At 66.5% G+C, this 18,566-nt stretch carries 20 protein-coding genes and 1 pseudogene; 15 read left to right on the top strand and 6 right to left on the bottom strand.

From position 1 onward, the window contains the following. The first annotated feature begins 29 nt into the window (after nt 1–29). From EF294_RS12800 to EF294_RS12780, 5 genes are all read left to right on the top strand, one after another. Entirely contained in the window at nt 30–299 is a 270-nt protein-coding gene (locus EF294_RS12800) for a WhiB family transcriptional regulator (protein ID WP_123930485.1), read from the top strand. A 585-nt stretch (nt 300–884) separates the two neighbouring features. Beyond that, entirely contained in the window at nt 885–2,399 is a 1,515-nt protein-coding gene (locus tag EF294_RS12795; protein WP_123930482.1) for a flavin-containing monooxygenase, read from the top strand. A 138-nt stretch (nt 2,400–2,537) separates the two neighbouring features. Next, nucleotides 2,538–3,947 (top strand): cytochrome P450, encoded by a 1,410-nt coding sequence (locus EF294_RS12790; protein ID WP_185091063.1) that lies wholly within the window; start codon nt 2,538–2,540, stop codon nt 3,945–3,947. A 154-nt stretch (nt 3,948–4,101) separates the two neighbouring features. After that, nucleotides 4,102–5,673 (top strand): class I adenylate-forming enzyme family protein, encoded by a 1,572-nt coding sequence (locus tag EF294_RS12785; protein WP_123930476.1) that lies wholly within the window; start codon nt 4,102–4,104, stop codon nt 5,671–5,673. Between the two features lie 155 nt (nt 5,674–5,828). Further along, nucleotides 5,829–6,545: a PE-PPE domain-containing protein gene (locus tag EF294_RS12780; protein WP_123930473.1), complete on the top strand. Its 717-nt coding sequence runs from the start codon at nt 5,829–5,831 to the stop codon at nt 6,543–6,545. A gap of 16 nt (nt 6,546–6,561) precedes the next feature. Here EF294_RS12780 and EF294_RS12775 read toward each other — a convergent pair whose 3' ends face one another. Further along, on the bottom strand, nt 6,562–7,275 hold the full coding sequence (locus EF294_RS12775) for an NUDIX hydrolase (protein ID WP_123930469.1): 714 nt from the start codon (nt 7,273–7,275) through the stop codon (nt 6,562–6,564). A gap of 96 nt (nt 7,276–7,371) precedes the next feature. On the opposite strand from EF294_RS12775, the gene EF294_RS12770 reads away from it, so the two are divergent. Both EF294_RS12770 and EF294_RS12765 read left to right on the top strand, forming a co-directional pair. Continuing rightward, nucleotides 7,372–8,640 carry a vWA domain-containing protein gene (locus EF294_RS12770; RefSeq protein WP_123930465.1) on the top strand — a complete coding sequence of 423 codons (1,269 nt, stop codon included), beginning with the start codon at nt 7,372–7,374 and terminating at the stop codon, nt 8,638–8,640. Between the two features lie 44 nt (nt 8,641–8,684). After that, nucleotides 8,685–9,671: an ADP-ribosylglycohydrolase family protein gene (locus tag EF294_RS12765; protein ID WP_123930462.1), complete on the top strand. Its 987-nt coding sequence runs from the start codon at nt 8,685–8,687 to the stop codon at nt 9,669–9,671. 16 nt (nt 9,672–9,687) lie between these two features. On the opposite strand, the gene EF294_RS12760 is transcribed toward EF294_RS12765, so the two are convergent. Beyond that, nucleotides 9,688–10,584, bottom strand: coding sequence for a LysR substrate-binding domain-containing protein (locus EF294_RS12760; RefSeq protein WP_123930459.1), 897 nt, complete (start codon nt 10,582–10,584; stop codon nt 9,688–9,690). A gap of 140 nt (nt 10,585–10,724) precedes the next feature. Here EF294_RS12760 and EF294_RS12755 point away from each other — a divergent pair, with 140 nt between their 5' ends. The 5 genes from EF294_RS12755 (at nt 10,725) to EF294_RS22110 (ending at nt 14,614) form a co-directional block, all read left to right on the top strand. Beyond that, entirely contained in the window at nt 10,725–11,918 is a 1,194-nt protein-coding gene (locus tag EF294_RS12755) for a cytochrome P450 (RefSeq protein WP_123930456.1), read from the top strand. A 36-nt stretch (nt 11,919–11,954) separates the two neighbouring features. Continuing rightward, complete coding sequence (locus tag EF294_RS12750; protein ID WP_014358334.1) at nt 11,955–12,272, top strand: 2Fe-2S iron-sulfur cluster-binding protein; 318 nt, start codon at nt 11,955–11,957, stop codon at nt 12,270–12,272. Between the two features lie 2 nt (nt 12,273–12,274). Further along, entirely contained in the window at nt 12,275–13,531 is a 1,257-nt protein-coding gene (locus EF294_RS12745; protein WP_123930452.1) for an NAD(P)/FAD-dependent oxidoreductase, read from the top strand. A gap of 103 nt (nt 13,532–13,634) precedes the next feature. Further along, the gene (locus EF294_RS22115) at nt 13,635–14,060 is read left to right on the top strand and encodes an AraC-like ligand-binding domain-containing protein (protein WP_246007831.1); all 426 of its coding nucleotides are present in this window, start codon (nt 13,635–13,637) and stop codon (nt 14,058–14,060) included. Continuing rightward, the gene (locus EF294_RS22110; protein ID WP_246007851.1) at nt 14,042–14,614 is read left to right on the top strand and encodes a helix-turn-helix transcriptional regulator; all 573 of its coding nucleotides are present in this window, start codon (nt 14,042–14,044) and stop codon (nt 14,612–14,614) included. Before EF294_RS22115 ends, EF294_RS22110 begins: the two co-directional genes overlap by 19 nt. A 44-nt stretch (nt 14,615–14,658) precedes the next feature. Here the strand turns inward: EF294_RS22110 and EF294_RS12735 are convergent, their stop codons facing one another. Both EF294_RS12735 and EF294_RS12730 read right to left on the bottom strand, forming a co-directional pair. Continuing rightward, nucleotides 14,659–14,961, bottom strand: coding sequence for an EthD family reductase (locus tag EF294_RS12735; protein WP_123930448.1), 303 nt, complete (start codon nt 14,959–14,961; stop codon nt 14,659–14,661). Then, nucleotides 14,961–15,896, bottom strand: coding sequence for a styrene monooxygenase/indole monooxygenase family protein (locus tag EF294_RS12730; RefSeq protein WP_246007830.1), 936 nt, complete (start codon nt 15,894–15,896; stop codon nt 14,961–14,963). The genes EF294_RS12735 and EF294_RS12730 overlap by 1 nt, the downstream gene beginning before the upstream one ends. A 20-nt stretch (nt 15,897–15,916) precedes the next feature. On the opposite strand from EF294_RS12730, the pseudogene EF294_RS12725 reads away from it, so the two are divergent. Both EF294_RS12725 and EF294_RS12720 read left to right on the top strand, forming a co-directional pair. Continuing rightward, a pseudogene (locus EF294_RS12725) lies at nt 15,917–16,345 on the top strand (DUF3556 domain-containing protein); the annotation flags it as partial. Nucleotides 16,346–16,490: 145 nt separating this feature from the next. Further along, entirely contained in the window at nt 16,491–16,994 is a 504-nt protein-coding gene (locus tag EF294_RS12720; protein ID WP_123930445.1) for a hypothetical protein, read from the top strand. Between the two features lie 12 nt (nt 16,995–17,006). Here EF294_RS12720 and EF294_RS12715 read toward each other — a convergent pair whose 3' ends face one another. Next, nucleotides 17,007–17,486, bottom strand: coding sequence for a hypothetical protein (locus EF294_RS12715; RefSeq protein WP_246007829.1), 480 nt, complete (start codon nt 17,484–17,486; stop codon nt 17,007–17,009). A 111-nt stretch (nt 17,487–17,597) separates the two neighbouring features. On the opposite strand from EF294_RS12715, the gene EF294_RS12710 reads away from it, so the two are divergent. After that, nucleotides 17,598–18,038, top strand: coding sequence for a DUF5994 family protein (locus EF294_RS12710; RefSeq protein WP_123930441.1), 441 nt, complete (start codon nt 17,598–17,600; stop codon nt 18,036–18,038). A 13-nt stretch (nt 18,039–18,051) separates the two neighbouring features. On the opposite strand, the gene EF294_RS12705 is transcribed toward EF294_RS12710, so the two are convergent. After that, entirely contained in the window at nt 18,052–18,357 is a 306-nt protein-coding gene (locus EF294_RS12705) for a GlsB/YeaQ/YmgE family stress response membrane protein (RefSeq protein WP_123930438.1), read from the bottom strand. Nucleotides 18,358–18,566 lie beyond the last annotated feature (209 nt).

Here is an 18,566-nt window from a genome sequence, read left to right as displayed (position 1 = left end):
CGCCGGTAGGCGGGGAGAGGAGACCGCCGATGACCACCCCGGAGTTGCGTCCCCTCTCCATGCCACTGTCGATGCTGTTGCTGCCCACTCTCGACGCCGACTGGGCGGTAGCCGCATGCGCGGCCGTCGGCGAGAATCCTGAGGACTGGTTCCCCTTTCCCGCCGACGACTACTCCCACGCCGCGTCGGTGTGCGCCGCCTGCCCGATCCGTACCGGCTGCGAACAGTGGGGCCGACGCAACCGGATGAGCGGTGTATGGGGAGGCGTCCGGTTGGAGAACGGCCGGCCGCGGCCATGAGAGCCCGGTCCGTCTCGCCCACTGAGGCGCACCCGGGGTTCTTGGCCGGATCACCAACCTCGCGCTACTGATGCCTGGCATCGCGAGTTGAAACGTTTCATTCGTGCCGAGCGCCATCGAACTGGTGGTGACAGCCGCGCAGATCTCGCAGGATCACCGGGCCACACACCGTGTTCCAGCCCGAACTCGTCACCCGCGAAAGCACCGTCGGCAACGAATGGGCCTCGACGCCGGCACCATCAGCCCCGCACCTGCACCGACAAGCGCTCATCGATACAGGCCGGGCACTCCGCACCCGCACGCCCGGCGGCTACTACGCGGGGACGGTGACCAGCTTCCCGCCGGGTAGCACCGTCTGGTCTGGCAAGTCGGTCACCGGACCGCCGGTCATCAGCAACACCGCGATCGGCTGGTGTGGCCCGGGCCGGGCCTATCCGGGGCGTTCGATCAACTGCCACACGAGCTGCCGACCTTCCACCTCTCACGCGGCTGAACCCACCGGGCCCGACTTCCTCGGCCGATTCGCTGCGCTCGCGCCCATGCTCGTCACACGATGGGAGCACCAGAATCACGAGGAGGTCACCGATGACACATGCCGCCGAGCCCAGCGCCGGGGCCGCCGAGCCGATCACCGTCGACACCGACGTCGTCATCATCGGAGCGGGATTGTCGGGGATCGACATTGCCTATCGTCTGCGCGAACGCAATCCCGACGTGGGCTACGTCATCCTGGAGCGCCGCCCCCGGATCGGCGGCACCTGGGATCTGTTCCGGTATCCGGGTGTGCGCTCCGACAGCGACATCTTCTCGCTGAGCTATCCGTTCGAGCCGTGGCAGAGACCGGAAGCACTCGCGGGCGGCGAGCACATCCGCGACTACCTGGTACATACCGCCCACACTTACGGCATCGATACCCACATGCGGTTCGATCGCCGGGTCGAGGGCGCCGACTGGGATTCGAGCACCGACACCTGGGCGGTCTCCGTCGAGCCGGGCGAGACCCACCCTGCCGAGCGCTACCGCTGCCGCTTCGTCGCGCTGGCGACCGGGTACTACGACTACGACCACCCCTACACACCTCCGTTTCCCGGCCTCGACGACTTCACCGGTCCGGTCGTCCACCCGCAGCTCTGGCCGGAGGATCTCGACCACTCGGGCAAGCGCATCGTCGTCATCGGCAGCGGTGCGACGGCGGTCAGCCTCATCCCGGCGCTGGCCCGTACCGCCGCACACGTGACGATGCTGCAACGCTCGCCGTCCTACATCTACTCCTCGCCGCAGAGGCAGATCTTCGCACCGCTGGTGCGGAAAGTGTTGCCGCGCAACCTGGCCCATCGTGTCATCCGCTCGCGATACGCGCTGCAGACCGCTGCGTTGGTGCACGCGACCCATCGCTTTCCCACGCTGGGACGCAACCTCATCCGCTCGGGCGTCGTGAAGAACCTGCCCGCGGGCTATCCCGTTGACGTCCACTTCAACCCCACCTACGATCCGTGGGATCAGCGGATGTGCATGGTCCCCGACGCCGATCTGTTCCGGGCGATCGCGTCAGGGTCGGTAGAAATGGTCACCGCCCACATCGACCGCCTCGATGCCACCGGTGTCATCCTGACCTCCGGTCGTCATCTCGACGCCGACATCGTCGTCACCGCCACCGGCCTGCAATTGCAAGCTTTCGGCGGGATCACCCTACGCATCGACGGCACCGAGGTGAAGCCCCACGACCGGTTCCTGTTCAAGAGTCGCTTCCTCGAGGACGTGCCGAATCTCGCATGGTCGCTGGGCTACACGAATGCATCGTGGACGCTGCGTGCCGACATGACCGCTCAGTCGATCGCCGAACTTGTCGCCTACCTGCGCGAGCACGGCTACACCCACGCCTACCCGCATCTGGGCAAGCGGCCGATGCCGTCGAAGTCAATCTGGGATCTGCAGGCCGGTTACGTGCTGCGTTCACCGGAGGCCTACCCCAAGTCGGGGACGCGCGGGGCGTGGGAGGTTCGGCACAACTACTACCGTGACCTCCTCGATCACCGTCTCGACAAGGTCGACGACGGGCTGGTGTTCGGTCGCGCGCCGATAGCCGCAGACCACGCGTGACGCCGGAACACCCGCCGACCGAGGGGGGTGACGGAGGCCACATCGGCCTTGTACACTGGCACTCGTTGACACAAAACTCCGAGTTTGTGTCTAGATGGTTCGGTGGGGCGCTCCGCCGACGACATGGGAGGTCAGACGATGCCGACGGTGACGAAGCGATTCCAAAAGGCGCTGGCGACGGCCACGTCTGTGTACCCACGACCCACAAAGGTGCTGGCCGAGCCGCCGGCCGGCTCCGGCCTGAAGCCGGTGTTGGGCGACCCGGGTCTGCCGTTCTTCGGCAACACCTTCGAGGCGCTCGCCGACCCCCTTGGTAGCGCTATGGAGCGGTTCGAGAAGTTCGGGCCGGTGTCGTGGTCGGGGTCGCTCAACATGAACATGGTCACCCTCATCGGCCCCGAGGCGATCGAGTGTGCGTGGATGAACCGCGAGAAAGCATTCTCCAGCGAGGAGGGTTGGGAGCCGCTCATCGGGCCATTCTTCCGGCGCGGGGTCATGCTGCTGGACTTCGGTGAGCACATGCACCACCGCCGGATCATGCAGCAGGCGTTCGCCAAGCCACGACTGACCCGCTACCTCGATCTCATGACCCCCCACATCGAGAAGACCCTCGCGAATTGGGATGTGGGAAGCGGGTTTCCGATGTACACCCAGACCAAGGAACTGTTGCTGTCACTGGCGTCGGAGGTGTTCGTCGGCTCAACGCTGGCCGCCGAGGACAATCACCGCCTCGAGCAGGCCTTCGAGGCCGCCGTCCGCGGTGGGCAGGCGATCATCCGGTCCGACGTCGGCAACTTCACCTGGGCGCGCGGTCTGCGCGGGCGTGAGTTGCTGCAGGAGTACTTCCGCTCCGAGATTCCCGCCCGGCGCGCGGGCAACGGCGACGACCTCTTCTCGGTGCTGAGCCACAGCGAGGATGACGAGGGCAACACATTCTCCGACGAGGACGTCGTGAACCACATGATCTTCGTGATGATGGCCGCCCACGACACCTCCACCATCGCGCTGTCGATGATGACGCACTACCTGGGCCGAAATCCGGAATGGCAGCAACGCCTTCGGGATGAATCGCTGGCCCTGGGCAAGGACACTCTCGACTACGACGACCAGGATGCTCTGCCCAGTATGGACCTCGCGTTCAAGGAGACCTTGCGGATCAACGCCCCGGTCGGCATGTTGTTCCGAAAAGCCATCGCCGACACCGACATCCTCGGCCACTTCGTTCCGGCTGGGACCATCATCGCGATCCACCCGTGGGCGACGATGCTGCGCGAGGAATGGTGGCCCGAGCCGACCAAGTGGGATCCCGGGCGCTTTTCCCCGGAGCGCCGCGAGGACAAGGTGCACCGCTTCGCCTGGGCCCCGTTCGGGGGCGGCGCACACAAGTGTATCGGCCTGTATTTCGGTGGGATGGAAGTGAAGTCGATCCTGCACCAGATGCTGCTGCGCTTTGAGTGGACCGTTCCCGCCGACTACCGGCTCGACCTCGAATACGGCACCGGCCCCACCCCGGCCGACGGCCTGCCCATCGACATCCGCAGGCGGTAAACCCGGCGCGCCGATCCGTACGACATGACACCCGGAATCCGGCGGAGTTGTCGTACCGATCCCGCATCCCCACTACGGCGACTCCGCCATCGGCTTCCAGCATCATCGGCGTAGGCCCGTTCGCCGACGCGCCATCACCGACCACGGAGTCTCCATGACCGACCCGATCAGTACCGCACCCACGATCCCGGCACTCATGGACGACGCCGTCGCCCGCACCCCCGACGCACCGTTCCTCGTCACGCCCGAAGGCACATGGTCATTTGCGCAGGTCCGCGACACCGCCGACCAGTTGGCCCGCGCACTGCGCACCATCGGCGTCGGCCCTGGCGATAGGGTGGCGCTCGCGGCACCCAACTGCGCGGAGTGGATCATCACGCTGATCGGCGCCACCCGGGTCCGCGCGACCGTGCTGGCGCTCAACGTCCTCTATCGTGAGGCCGAACTCGACTACATGCTCAACGAGTCCGGGGCGACGGTGCTCATCTGCGCGGCCGAACACCATAGCTTCGATTTCGTCTCCTTCCTCGACGACTTCCGCAAACGACTGCCCGGGGTGAATCACTACGTCTTCCTGCACGGTGCCGGCTTTTCGACCAGCCGCACCTGGCAGCACCTCATCGATGCCGCACCTGACCTCGACACCGCATGGGAACCGGTCGGAATCCGCACGCCCGCGGTGCTGCTCTACACCTCGGGTACCACCGGAGCACCCAAGGGCGCCATGCTCACCCACGCGAGCCTGCTCGCCTCGGCGCGTGCGCAGGCCGCTCACCTCAGGCAACGTCCCGACGACGCAGTGATCGCACACATGCCGTTCAATCACGTCGGCGGCCTGACGTGCACCGTCCTCGCGGCAATGACGGTCGGCGCACGACTCATCCTGGTGCCCGGCTTCCATCCGCAGCAGTCGCTGGCCGCGATCGTCGCGCACGGCGCCACCATGTGTGTGGGTGTGCCGACGATGTTCGCGTTGATGATGGCCGAACCCACCTTCGCCGACGCCGACCTCTCGCGGGTCCGGACCTGTGTGATCGGCGGGTCGAATGTCGATCCCGACTTGGGGCGGCGCGTCATCGATGCCTTTCCTGGCGCACGCCTGGCCAATCTGTACGGACTGTCGGAAACCTCTGGTGGCTGCATCATCTCCGCCGAGGGCGACGATCTCGACACACTCGTCGAGACCCTCGGCGTTCCCATCGGCGACTTCCGGGCGCGTGTCGTCGACGCCGACGACAACGAGGTCGACGCCGGGATCGACGGGGAACTCCAGATCGCCGGCGACTGCGTGGCAGCCGGGTACTGGCAGCGTCCGGATGCCACGACCGACACCTTCGGTACCGACGGCTGGCTGCGCACCGGCGACATGGCGACCACACGACCCGACGGGCACATCGTGCTGCGGGGACGCCGCAAGGAGATGTATGTGCGCGGCGGCTACAACGTCTATCCCACGGAGGTCGAGCACGTGCTGACGTCGCATCCACATGTGGAGCTGGCCGCCGTCATCGGGGTACCCGACGAGACCTACGGCGAGGTGGGCGTGGCGTTCGTGGTGATCGATGACGCCGTCGACGTGGCCGAACTCCGAGCGCTGTGCGCCGAGCAACTCGCGCGCTACAAACAGCCCGAGAAGATCCTCGTCGTCGATTCCCTGCCGCTGACGCCGTCGGGCAAGATCAAGAAAGCCGACATCAAGAAGAGGCATTTGTCGTCAGCCGGGTGACATTCACCGCCCGTCGTCAACAATGTCAGGACGATGTAATCTTTCGCGATTTTCTTGACACCAGATCGCGACATTTACTGCGATGACAGGAATGCGCTCCACCACGTAATGTCCTGTGAGTTCACAAGTACACGGGGGTTACGAATGGATCTTCAGTGCAACATCTGCGTACCCACATCGTCCTGCTCACCTCTACCATTGCCGTCCTCGCCGGGCTGATTACCACAGCTCCCGCTCACGCGGCCCCTGCCAGATCACCGGCCACCGCCCAGGCCACGACCGTATTGACCTGCCAGCCATTGGATTTCAATCTCGGCGATCTGTTCAACCTGATGAACACCACGTTGAGCGGGTTCGCGCCATCGCACGGCACGCCGGTGACCGTGACCTCGAACTCCGATCTGACCATGGCCGGACTGATTGCCGGGCGCGATGCATTGAACACCGCAATCATGAATACTCCCGGCAAGAAGATTATTTTCGGCTACTCGCGCGGCGCGCAGATCGCCTCGGAATGGCTTCGCTACTACGCGAAAAGTCCGGATGCACCCGCCGCCGGGGAACTTTCCTTCGTGCTGATCGGAAATCCGCAACGACGTCTCGGTGGCGCCCCCGGAATGACACTCGACGGCGTACAGTTGCTGGCCACCCCGGACAACACGAAGTACACCGTCACCGACCTCAGCCGCCGCTGGGACGGCTGGGCCAACACCGACAATTGGCCCGACGGCGCCAGCGTCAGTGCCTCGAACTACCTGAACACCGTCGGCCGGTGGATCATCCACTCCAACTACACCCAGCAGTCGATCAACAGTCCCGCCAACATGACCCGCGCCGTCGTCGGCCACACCACCTATGTGGTGACTCCCTGACGGCACGGTCAGGCACTCACGAGTCCGGGTCCTTGCTCGGAAGCTTCCATCCGAATGTCACCGTCGGCGGCGCGTTCCGCACGTACAGGCGGGCCGGCCGACCCCCGGCCACCCTCGTCACCGGCTCGCCCGCACTGTCGAGCTGCGGCGCGAGAAGTGGCTGTACCCGCCGGTTGAACGAGTCCCGCATCAGCCGCCGGCCGAGGATCGCCTCGTGTAGTTCCCGCAGCTCGGTCAGGGTGTAGGGCGTCGGCAGCAGGTTGTCGGGATCCGGCCGATCCTCATAGCGTTCGCGAAGACTGTCGGTGGCGGCTGCAATGATCTGGTCATGGTCGTAGAGCAAGGGCTCGGCTGACTCCAATGCACCGGAGGAAGTGACCGGTACCAGCTCACCGACCACGCTCGTCAGCTGCGCGGCAGGCAGCGCGACGGCGTGTGCGATCGAGATCGTCCACCCGCGAGGATCGCGATCAGGATCGTCGAACACCCGCAGCAGATGCGGGTGCACGCGGTCGGGCGAGAGCCCCAACTTGAGTTCGAGCACCTCGCGCACGGTGTCGGCGACGCTGCGCCGCTCGCGGATGAATCGTCCGGGCAGCATCGCGGTACTGGCGTCATCGCGCTGGATCACCACGTTCAGGTGTGCGTCGACCACGCTGAGAACGGCGATGTCGACGGCGACACTGGGTCGCGGATAGTCGGTCAGACGACTGCTTCTCGCGGTGGCCACCACCAGAGACTATGCGAGTGTCTGCGCAAAGTGGTAATCTCATAATCACGCAAAGTCCCCTCGGTCCCGTGCCGGGGTGGAGAGAGGAAAGACACCATGCAGTTCTCCGCCGCCCTCGACGTCGACGTCGTGGCCCTCGATGCCGCCGACGAGGTAACCGTCATGCTCGATCTCCGCGCCCCCGCCACTGCTCCGGCAGACTCCGCGCGGCCACCGACCGCATTGCAGATCGTCCTCGATCGCAGCGGCTCGATGAGCGGCCCGCCCTTGGCCGGCACCCAGCAGGCGCTCGCCGGCGTTGTCGCCCAACTCGATCCGAAAGATGTCTTCGGCGTCGTCGCGTTCGACGACGCCGCGATGGTGGTGGTCCCGGCCGCACCGCTGACCGACAAGCAGCGCACCATCGACGCCATCGGTGCGGTGACCCCGGGCGGGTGCACCGACCTGTCGTCGGGGTATCTGCGGGGCTTGCAGGAGTTGCGCCGTGCCACCGCGAGTGCGGGCGTCCGCGGCGGCACGGTGCTGGTGATCAGTGACGGCCACATCAACACTGGCATCCGCGACCACGACGAATTCGCCGGCATCGCCGCCAAGGCCGCGGCCGACCGTATTACCACCTCCACCCTCGGTTACGGCCGCGGCTACGACGAGTCTCTGCTGGAGGTGATCACCCGTGCAGGCAACGGCAACCACGGCTTCGCCGACAACCCGGATGCCGCCGGCGCGGTGATCGGCACCGAAGTCGACGGACTGCTCGCGAAGTCCGCGCAAGCGGTCACACTGACAGTGCGCTACCTTGAGCAGGTCGGTGAGCTCGCACTGTACAACGATCTTCCGGCACATCAGATCGGCAACGGCGAGGTGATGATCGAACTCGGCGACCTCTATGCCGACGAACAGCGGAAGCTGTTGCTAGGCATGAAGATCAACGGCCTCGCCGCCGTCGGACTCACCCAACTGGCAACCGTCGAAGTGCGCTACGTGGAGACCGCCACCCTCACCGAACACGCGGTGAGACTGCCGATCTCGGTGAACGTGGTGCCCGGCGACGAACTTGGTGACCGCGTTCCCGATCCGGTCGTCCAGTCGGAGAAGCTCTACCAGGAGGGCCAACAGGCCAAGCTCGAGGCCTCCCGCGCCTACGAGGCCGGTGATCTCGCCGCCGGCTCGGCCCACCTCGCGCGCTCCCGCTCGAGTTACGAGAGCGCGATGATGGCCGCTCCGCCGGCAGCGGCCGCCGCCATGGCCGCAGAAATCGAGTTCGTCGACCAGTTGGAGAACGACGCAATGGTTCTCGGTGCCGGCTACGCCTCCAAACGCTCCCGTGACTCCTTCCATGAGGGCAACCGCAAGCGCGGTCGGTGATTCACCGACCTCACCCCACTCAGCCCCGAACCGGAGGAGCCACCATGCCCCACCCCGACCGTGCGTACGGCGCCCTGCTCGGGACCGCTGTCGGCGACGCCCTCGGCGTTCCCTACGAGTTCTCCCGACGCCTCACCGCCGACGAGACACCGGAGATGACTGGCGGCGGTCTGGGCGGTTATGAACCCGGTGAGTGGAGCGACGACACCTCCATGGCCGTCGCGATCGCGCTGGCCGTCGCCGACGGCCACGACCTCACCTCCGCGACCGGACTCGACGCCGTGGCACGCGGATTCCTGCGCTGGTTCCGGGATTTCCACGGCAGCCCGCCGGATATCGGCAATCAGACCCGAGCGGTGCTCGGCGCCACCGACCGCCGACTCCGCGCCGACCCCGACGCGAACGTCGGCGCGATCATGCGAGAAGAGTCGCGGGTCTTCGCCGCCGATCACCCCCGCTCGGCGGGCAACGGCGCGTTGATGCGTACGGCGCCGGTGGTTCTCGCGCACCCCGACGACCGCGACACCCTCGCCCGGGCCGCCCGCGCGGTCGCGGGGCTCACCCACTCCGACGCCCTCGCCGGGGACTCGTGCGTTCTGTGGTGCGAGGCGATCCGCGTCGCCCTCACCGAGGAGCGCATCGACGTCGGCGCCGGTCTCGACCTGATCCCTGCGACCCGCCACGACCAGTGGTCGTCGTGGATCGACGAGGCCATCACCAAGGCCCCGGGCCGGTTCGCGCCCAACGGATTCACTGTCACCGCGCTCCAGGCGGCCACCGCCGCCGTCACGCAGACCACCGCCGACGATCCGACGACACACCTCACCGAGGCGTTGTCCGCGGCGATCCGGATCGGCGACGACACCGATACCGTCGCCGCCATCGCCGGCGGACTTCTCGGCGCCCGGTGGGGTGCGAGCGCCATTCCCGAGCACTACCGACGTGCCGTGCACGGATGGCCGTTCGTCGACTCTCGTGCCACCGACGCCGACGACCTGCTACGTCTGTCGACCGAAACCATCACCAGGTAAACCACACCCGCACAGCCTATTCCGGCCCCGCCACCCGTCCGGGCGCCCAGTCCAGGAAAGCCTGCATGGGTCGTGAAAGCGCGCGCCCACGGGGCCAGGCGATCACCACGGCGACCGACTCGGGTGCGGGATCCAGTTCTCGGACGACCAGCTTCCGTCCTTCGTGGCTGGTGTCGGAGGCAGGCCGGTTCACCAGCACGCTGTAGCCGAGCCCTCGGCCGACGAGGGATCGGGCGAGTTCGTAGTTGCCGGTGACGTACTCGACGCGCGGGCTCACTCCGGCGGCGGCCATCAGCGCCGAGGTGTTCTGCCAGGCGGGCGCCACGTCGAACTGGATGAACGGGTCGTCGGCCAACTCGCGCAACGACACCCGCTCGGCGTCGGCGAGGCGGTGATCCGCCGGCAGCAGGACGTGGGCGCGAACCTGATAGAGCGCACGGGTGTGCGGTAGCCCGGTGATGTCCCGGTCGTAGAGAATCGCTGCGTCGACCCGGCCGTCATCGAGTGCGGCGAGCAACTCGTCGCCCGACCCCTCGGTGAAGTCCACCTCGACCCGCGGATGCGCCCGCCCGAAGCCGTCGAGGATCGCCGGGAGCAACGACGCCGACAACGTCGAGTAGATGCCCAGCATGAAGTGCCCGCGGACCTGACCGTCGGTGACCGGCGCGAGATCACGGGCGGCCGCCAGCAGCGACCGGGCCTGCGGCAGGAGTGCCCGGCCCGCAGTGGTCAAGGTGACCCCATGTGCACGCCGACGAATCAGCAACGCCTCACCGAGGTGTTTCTCCAGCTCGGTGACCGCGGTATTCACCGCAGACGGCGACGAATGCAACGCGCCCGCGGCGTGCGCGATGGTGGCGTGGTCGGCGACAGCGACGAAACACTCCAGTTGGCGCAGGGTGAAGTCCGGCATTCATCGATTCTCTCGTGTTTTCAGCACGAAATTCACCGCTTTACGCGTGTTTGATTGCCTGGTGCACTCAGAGGTGAGCGCTAACACAGCACCGACCCTCATCCAGCCAGGATCACCCCATTCTCACCGAGGAGTCCCCGATGACCACCACCTCACCCGCACACCCGGCGGTCACCGCCGACTGGGTCGCCCTCGACGATCTGCACCGCGACCCTTTCACGATCTACGCACGACTGCGCCGCGAGACCCCGGTTGCCTACGTGCCCGCGGCCGGCCGGTTCTTCGTGACCCGTTACCACGACGTGCACACCGTCGACCACGATCCCGACACCTTCACCGCCGACGAGACGAACTCACTGATGAAGCGGGCGATGGGGCATTCGATGCTGCGCAAGGACGACCCCGCGCATGCCGTCCAGCGCGCCTCCTACGGCGGAGTACTCAAACCCCGTGCGATCACCCAGGTCTGGAGTGCTCGCTTCACCGAGAACTTCGAGCGTTTCTTCGCCGAGCTCACCGCCAAGGGCCCGGGAGCCGACCTCGTCACCGATTTCGCCGCCCCCTACGCTGCCGAAAACCTGCGCGTCGTCCTGGGATTCGAGAACGCCACCCACGAGGACATGTTGCGGTGGAGTCAGACCATGATCAACGGCACCGGCAACTACGCCGACGACCCGCAGGTGTGGGAGGCCGCGCGCCGCTCTTACGACGAGGTCGATCAGGCGCTCGACGAGATGCTCACCCGGGTGCGCATCACCCCGGACGACTCGCTGATCTCCCACATCGCGGCCTTCGGAGATGACGAGGTCACCCTCGCCGATACCCGTGCCAATCTCAAGATGTCGATCGGCGGTGGCATCAACGAACCCCGTGACGCGTTGGCCACCACGGTGTGGGCGCTGCTCGACCGACCGGATCAGCTCATCGCGGTCCGCGAAAAGGGCTGTTGGAAAGGCGCTTTTGAGGAGAGCGTCCGGTGGGTGGCGCCGATCGGGATGTATCCCCGGCAGACCACGCGTGCGGTCGAGCTCGGCGGCACGTTGTTACCGGCCGGCGCGAAGCTCGGTGTGGTGGCGTTGAGCGCCAACCGTGACGAGGAGGTCTTCGAGCGCGCCGATGAGTACGACGTGTTCCGCCCGAAGGTACCGCACCTCGGCTTCGGCGGAGGTGCGCATTTCTGTGCAGGCGCATGGGTGGCTCGTTCCCAGGTCGCCGACATCGCCCTCCCCGCCCTCTTCGATCGCCTGCCCGGGCTGCGACTCGACCCGGAGCAACCCGCCCGCATCGAGGGGTGGGTGTTCCGCGGCATGACCGCCCTACCGGTGCGCTGGTAGCCGACAACCACTACCGCACAAGAAAGAAGGATCACGATGCCACAGATCACGTATCGCCATCCCGACGGCACCGTCGACCACGTGGAGGTCGACACCGGCATCTCCGTGATGCGCGCGGCCCTGGAGAACGGTGTCGCCGGCATCGTCGGCGAATGCGGCGGCCAGGCGATGTGTGCGACCTGCCACGTCTACGTCGACGACGCCGCGGCGTTGCCGCCGATCGGCGACGACGAGGAGGAGATGCTCGACTGCACCGCCACCGACCGCACCGACGCCTCGCGGCTCGGCTGCCAACTCCGCAGCGGTGAGCACTTCTCCGCTCTGGCCGTCCGCGTCCCCGAAGCGCAGGTGTGACGATGGATTCGGTGGTGATCGTCGGCGCCGGGCATGCCGGCGTCGAGGCCTCGGATGCGTTGCGCCGCAATGGTTACGACGGTGATGTGATGCTGGTGGACCGTGCCGGCCATCTCCCCTACCAGCGTCCACCACTGTCCAAGGATTACCTCACCTCGGCCGCAAGTCCGTCACCACTGCCGTTGCGACCCTCGACGTTCTACGACGACAACGGTATCGACCTACGCCTCGGCGTCGACGGGATCGATCGTGGTCGGCGCGCGGTGAGGCTCGCCGACGGCGCAGTAGTCCCCTTCGACCATCTCGTCCTCGCCATCGGCGCCCAACCACGCCGATTGAGCTGCCCCGGAGCCGATCTCGACGGCGTCCACCATCTACACACCGTCGACGACGCCGCCCACCTCCACGCCACCCTCACCGAGGCGAGCAGGGTTGTCGTCGTCGGCGCCGGCTTCATCGGCCTGGAATTCGCCTCGGCGGCCGTCGATCGCGGGGTTGCGGTGACCGTCCTCGATGTCGCCGACCGTCCGATGGCCCGCGTGCTCAGCGCATCGAGCTCACAGCTGTTCGCCGACCTCCACGAAAGTCGTTGTGTGCAATTGTGTTTCAGTACTGGAGTGCAGCGCATCGACGGTTCCGGCGGCCATGTGACAGCGGTCGTGGACGACTCGGGAACCCGCCATCCCGCCGATCTCGTGGTCGTCGGCATTGGCGCCGTCCCCGACACCCACCTCGCCCGCGATGCCGGGCTCACCGTCGACAACGGCGTCGTCGACGAGTACCTGCGCACCAGTGACCCGCACATCGTCGCCGTCGGCGATGCGGCGTCGTTCCCCGGTCACCACACCGCCGGACGGGTGCGGCTCGAAGCCGTCCAGAACGCCACCGATCAGGCGCGCTGCGTCGCCGCGACGATCTGCGGTGCGCCACTGCCCTATTCCGCGGTGCCGTGGTTCTGGACGGTGCAATGCGGGCGCAAGTTGCAGATCGCCGGCCTGCCCGGTCCTGCCGAGGAGATGGTGCGACTCGGTGATCCGCCCGCGGGCAAGGGCAGCATCCTCGGCTTCGTCGACAACTCCCTGGCGTGGGTCGAGAGTGTCGGCGCCCCTGCCGATCACCAGGCCGCCCGCACACTGCTCGCCCACCGACCGGCCCCGCTCACACCGGAGCGGACAAGCGAACCAGGCTTCTCCCTCAAGACTCACGCCAAGGCTGTACGCGCTCAGCTCGACGCATCGCAGTCATTGATTGTGTTGTGACAGAACAGTTCTCCGCACCACTCACACCCAACGAGATGTCCGATAACGCTGTTCGAAAAGCACTTCGCCGACTACGCTGGAGGAGTTGATCGAAGGAGTCCCAGTGACGAGCGCACCACCCGCCGGCCGTACCGCAGGCACCTCCCAGCCGCCGGTTGCATTCGCCACCGAGTCGGCGCTGGCGTGGCAGCGGGTGGTGTCGCGGTCGTTCGTGCCGTTGATGGTTGACGACCTCTCCGATGGTCATTTCGCGGGCACCATTCGCGGCCGCGTCATCGACGACGTCTTCTTCTCGCGACTCGCCGTGCCCCCGCACGAGGTCCATCGCACGCCGGCCCTCATCGAGGCGTCGGAGCGGTTGTTCAAAAAGATCACGCTGATGATCGACGGTGCCGGGGACCTGGTGCAAGACGGGCGCACGGCGTTGATGTCGCCGGGCAGCATCAGCGTCTACGACACCGCGCGCCCTATGACCTGCGGTTTTCCGGTGACATCGACGCCGTGGTCATCATGTTCCCGCGGGATCTGATCGACCCGAGTCCCGATCACGTTCGCGCGATCACCGCGATCTCGTTGGGCCCGGAGGAATCTTTGACGCGACTGGTGGCTCCGCTGCTGACCGAGATCTCGACGGATTTCGCCTCGGTCGAGGGTCCGGCCGCGGCGCGGGTGGTGCGCACGACGATCGACCTGATCTCGGCGTTGCTGAGCACCGCGGCACTCGCACGAGCCGTCGAGAGCGGCTCGCCCGGGCACCTGTCCCTGATGCTGCGGATTCGCGAGTACATCGGCGAGAACCTGGGCAACAGGAACCTCAATCCAGACGCGATCGCGCGGGCGGTGTACATCTCGACCCGTCATCTGCACGAGGTGTTCCACGAGCAGGGCACGAAGGTCTCGGCGTGGATTCGTGAGCAGCGTATCGAGGCCATTCGCCGCGACCTGGCCGATCCGATGCATGCCCACCGCGCGATTGCCGACGTCGCCGCGTCGTGGGGCTACCCTGACGCCTCCCACTTCTCGCGCACGTTCCGCAAGCAGGTCGGCATGTCGCCCAGCGTATTTCGCCGGGCTGCGCCGTGAGCGCGACCCGGCGAAAGCCGTGACGATCGGTCCGTGCGGCGCGATCAGTGGGGGGCAATCGGGTAGTCGATCACCACCGCACCGCCACTGGCGTAGTTCGGCACATCGGCTTGTACCGCTTGACCTTCCGGTGACGACATCGCCGCACCGAGCGCGGCGGCATCGGCGAAATCACCCTCGAACACGGCGAAATACGGACTTTGCGGGTCGGCGTTGATCGAGAGGCTGTGCCGCAAGTCGAGCAGCCCCGGTAGCGTCGCGGCGAGCGGGAGGTGGGTGTTCTCGTAATACGCGCGGAAGTGGTCGGGATCGTCTGGAGTCGGGTACAGCACAACGAGTTTGTGCATCAGGCGACCTTCCCGCTCGCCGTTGCCGCCCCGAGTGAGGCGTGCCGGGCGATCGCGGCGTCCACACGCTCCGGGGTGGCCACCATGTCACCGTTGCGGTGGGGGTGGCTGAAGTTCTCGGTGAATTCGTCACAGAGCGTGCGCATCTGGGACATCGCACCCAACAGCTTCTGCAGATGCGGTGGCGTCGGGGTGGCGATCATGGTGTTGACCCAGGCGCTGAGTCCGTCGACGCGTTCGCGTCGGCGCAGGGCGACGTTCTTGGCGAACCGTTCGTCGACGATCTCGTCCTCGATGATCGCGTCGGCAACGACCTGCGCTTCGAAGGACGCCGAGTTCGCGCCCTGGCCGGTGACCGGGTCGACGGTGGAGTGGGCGTCGCCGAGCGCGAGGACGACGGTGCCGTCGTCGAGAAGCCGGTAGTCGTCGCGGATCACCGGCCGCACCGCGCCCTGCAGGATGTCGCCGGGCCGCATGAGCCTGAAGCGGGACTGATCGATGCGCTTGTAGACCGTCGGATGATGCACCTTGAGTTTGTCGAGCAGCAGTTGCCGGTAGGCGTCGGGGTCGTCGGATTCCTTCTGCGTCATCAGGATCTCGAGATCGCCGCCGGGCACGTTCTCGCAGAGCAGCGCGCTGGCCCAGCCGTCGAAGGTGGTGATCGGCAGGTCGAGGAGTTCGCCGTGGCCGGGCGAGATGCTCATGGTCACCGCGCGCGGGTCGGTCTGCTCGACGCCGTCCCAGAATCCAACCGCGAGGTGACGCTGCGGCTTCGCGTATGGCGAGACGTCGGGTCGTTCGCCGAAGTACTCGCCGAACGACCGCTTGCCGGGGGCCACCACGACCAGATCGTGCTCCCGGCCCAGCGCTGCGAAGTCGGACGGCTCGATGTTGCGGATCTCGATGGTGCCGCAGCGATTCTCGTATTCGGCCATCAACCTGGGCAGATAGATGCGGTAGTCGAGGACTCGCCCAGATCCCGCTGTACATGGGATATGCGTTCCGCTCGTTCAACAGTCACGGCAGAGCGCTGTTCGCTCTCGCCCACCGGGCCATGGCACCGCACGACGAGACCGGTTACGTCCTCACCGACGGCGAACGCATCTGCAGCACCGCGATGGGCTGGAACTCCGGCGACGGTCACCTGTCCGACGAGCAGCTCATCGAATCCCTCCAACGCCGTTGCCATTTCGAGCCGGGCGAGGTCCGCATCGTCCTCCTCGATGCCCAACCCATCCAGCATTAGACCCAGCAGTACCGCCTCGTCGACGCCGCCACCGGCGAATTCGAACGTGGCTACGTCAACGTCGCCGACCTCGTCACCCGCCAACCCTGGGACGACGACGTCCCGGTGACCACGACCTGGCGGGCCACCAGCACATGATCCGTTCAGCCCGTGATCCGTTCAGCCCGTAGTTCGTTCGGACGGTTATACCCACTTTCACCCGAATGGCCGACAACGGTCGCCCCGATCCCTGCGTAATGTCCGGGAACGACCCGCTGTCCCTTCCACCACTTCGGGAGTCTTCGTGAATCGATTGAGAACCCTTGGCGCCGCGGCACTCTGCGCCGCCGCACTCGCGGCGACCCTGCCCGCCACGGCGCATGCCGGCGGCACCAAGGATCCGCAGTACAGCCATCCGCCTGCCACGTCGGCACCGAGCACCGGTTGCTCGGACCGCGCGCCGTTCGTGGGCGACTGGGTCGGCTACGGGGCCAAGGAGATCGTCCTCGACAACAACGGCAGCGGCAAGATCACGTTCGGCGACAACACCGCCAACACCGAGACGTGGACTCTGACCTGGAATCCCCAGCGTGCCGAAATCTTCCAGAGGTGCGGAATCCTGACCACGATCGACCGCCCGGTCAGCAAGACCGGCGCAGGCAGTAAGGGCGTGCTCGCCGCAGGCAAGCAGTATCAGGCGATCATCGGGCAACGCGGCGAACACAACGCACTGCTGCTCGCGGTCTATCCACAAGCGGACTCCGTCGTGTTCTGCCGCAGGGGTGAGGACCTCTCGACCTGCGGATGACCGACAACGCGCTCATCCCCGATACACGGTGTCGATCGTCAGCCGCTGCCCACCGAGGTGAGGGGCACGCGGGCTGACGGTCACGTCGTACACGCCCGGCGCACCGGGTGCGACGATGTCGGCGCCGGGCAGGCCGATGAATCCCGGTCCCGAGAAGTGGCGGGTGAAGGTCGCGGTGTGTCCGTCGGCACGGCTCGTGAAGACGAAATCGACGTCGCGAGAACATGACCCGACGCCGTGGAGGGTGCCGTTGGCGAAGAGGTCGGCTTCGTTGGGGTAGTGACTGACACCTGCGGTGAGGGTTCCCGCACACGCTCCGGTGCTCGCCAGCGTGTACATGGTGCTGCTGGTGTTGCCGTCGTCGGCGATCTCCTTCTCCCCGACTCGTGACTGTGTGGGGGATGTCGCTGCGGCCGCCGGATCGTTACCACTGCGAACATTCTCCCCCGTGGGAGCGCACCCGCACGCCGCTGCGCTCCCCCGGCACCCCACACTCGGTGGCGTATAGTCCCAGGTAGCTGATTCGCACTCATACCCAACGTGGACGCGTGGTCGTGTGTTGGTCATCCGATGCGGGAAGACCGCAAGTCAGGAAAGTGCGCAGTGAATACAACGCCCGGCCGACCCTCTGTGACCCTCGGACCGACCCGAGTCCGCTTGTGCGGCGACCCGAAAGCTGCGGTGGCCGGGGCCTGGTATCCCTACACCGTCCAGATCGCCGACGAGTTGAGCCGGATGTCGACGGCGGTGGCGCCGGTCCTCGGCGACATCACGGCGATCGAGGTCAATTGGCAGAGCTTCCGCCGGTATCCCGGCCTCGATTCCGCGGATGCGCCTGCTGTCCCGCCGCTGATGACGCTGACAACACCCACGACGACGGCGACGCTACTTGTGATCCCGTCGCGCACCGGGTCGGCGCTGGCCGCGCTGCTGCTGCGTCTGGCCGCCCAGAGCGAGATCACCGACGGTCGCGTCCATTCGCTGGATGCCCGTCGCGCTCAGCAAATCCTGGCGCGGGCCGGGCAGTATCTCGCAACCGCCTGACCCGCACGCACACTCACGTCCGGGAGCGCTGCACCAGCCCAACGATCCACAGCAGGATCACCGATCCGAGGATCGCGGTGAACAGCGTGAACCACCATCCGCCTGACGCGGTGTCGACGAAGAAGCTCAACAGGAATCCGCCGATCAGCGCGCCGACGATGCCGATCACGATGTTGAGCAACAGGCCCGAGCCGCTGCCCTTCATGATCTTCCCGGCGATCCAGCCGGCGAGGGCGCCGATGACGATATAGCCGATCCAGCCGACGCTTGTGGTGGTCGACGATCGGGCGAGAATCTCGGTTGCCGCGAGTGTGGTCATCGTGAACTCCTCTGGTTGGCTCCGTTGCCCCTGAGGGCGACGGTAGTCCACACGGGGCTCCGTCGTAGCCGATCGCCGTGGGTCCAAAGCTCCGCGCGCGGCTGTCACCGTCGTAACCTCGACCGATGACCTCCGATCTCGTCGGCGATCTCGGACCGAACCGCTGCCCCAGGTCACCCGCGTCGACGCCGACGTCGCTGGGCAGCGGA

The sequence above is a fragment of the Gordonia oryzae genome, assembly GCF_003797185.1.
In the GTDB taxonomy this organism is placed as follows: domain Bacteria; phylum Actinomycetota; class Actinomycetes; order Mycobacteriales; family Mycobacteriaceae; genus Gordonia; species Gordonia oryzae.
Note: the sequence above shows the minus strand (reverse complement) of the source record. Positions and strands in the feature narration are given on the sequence as shown.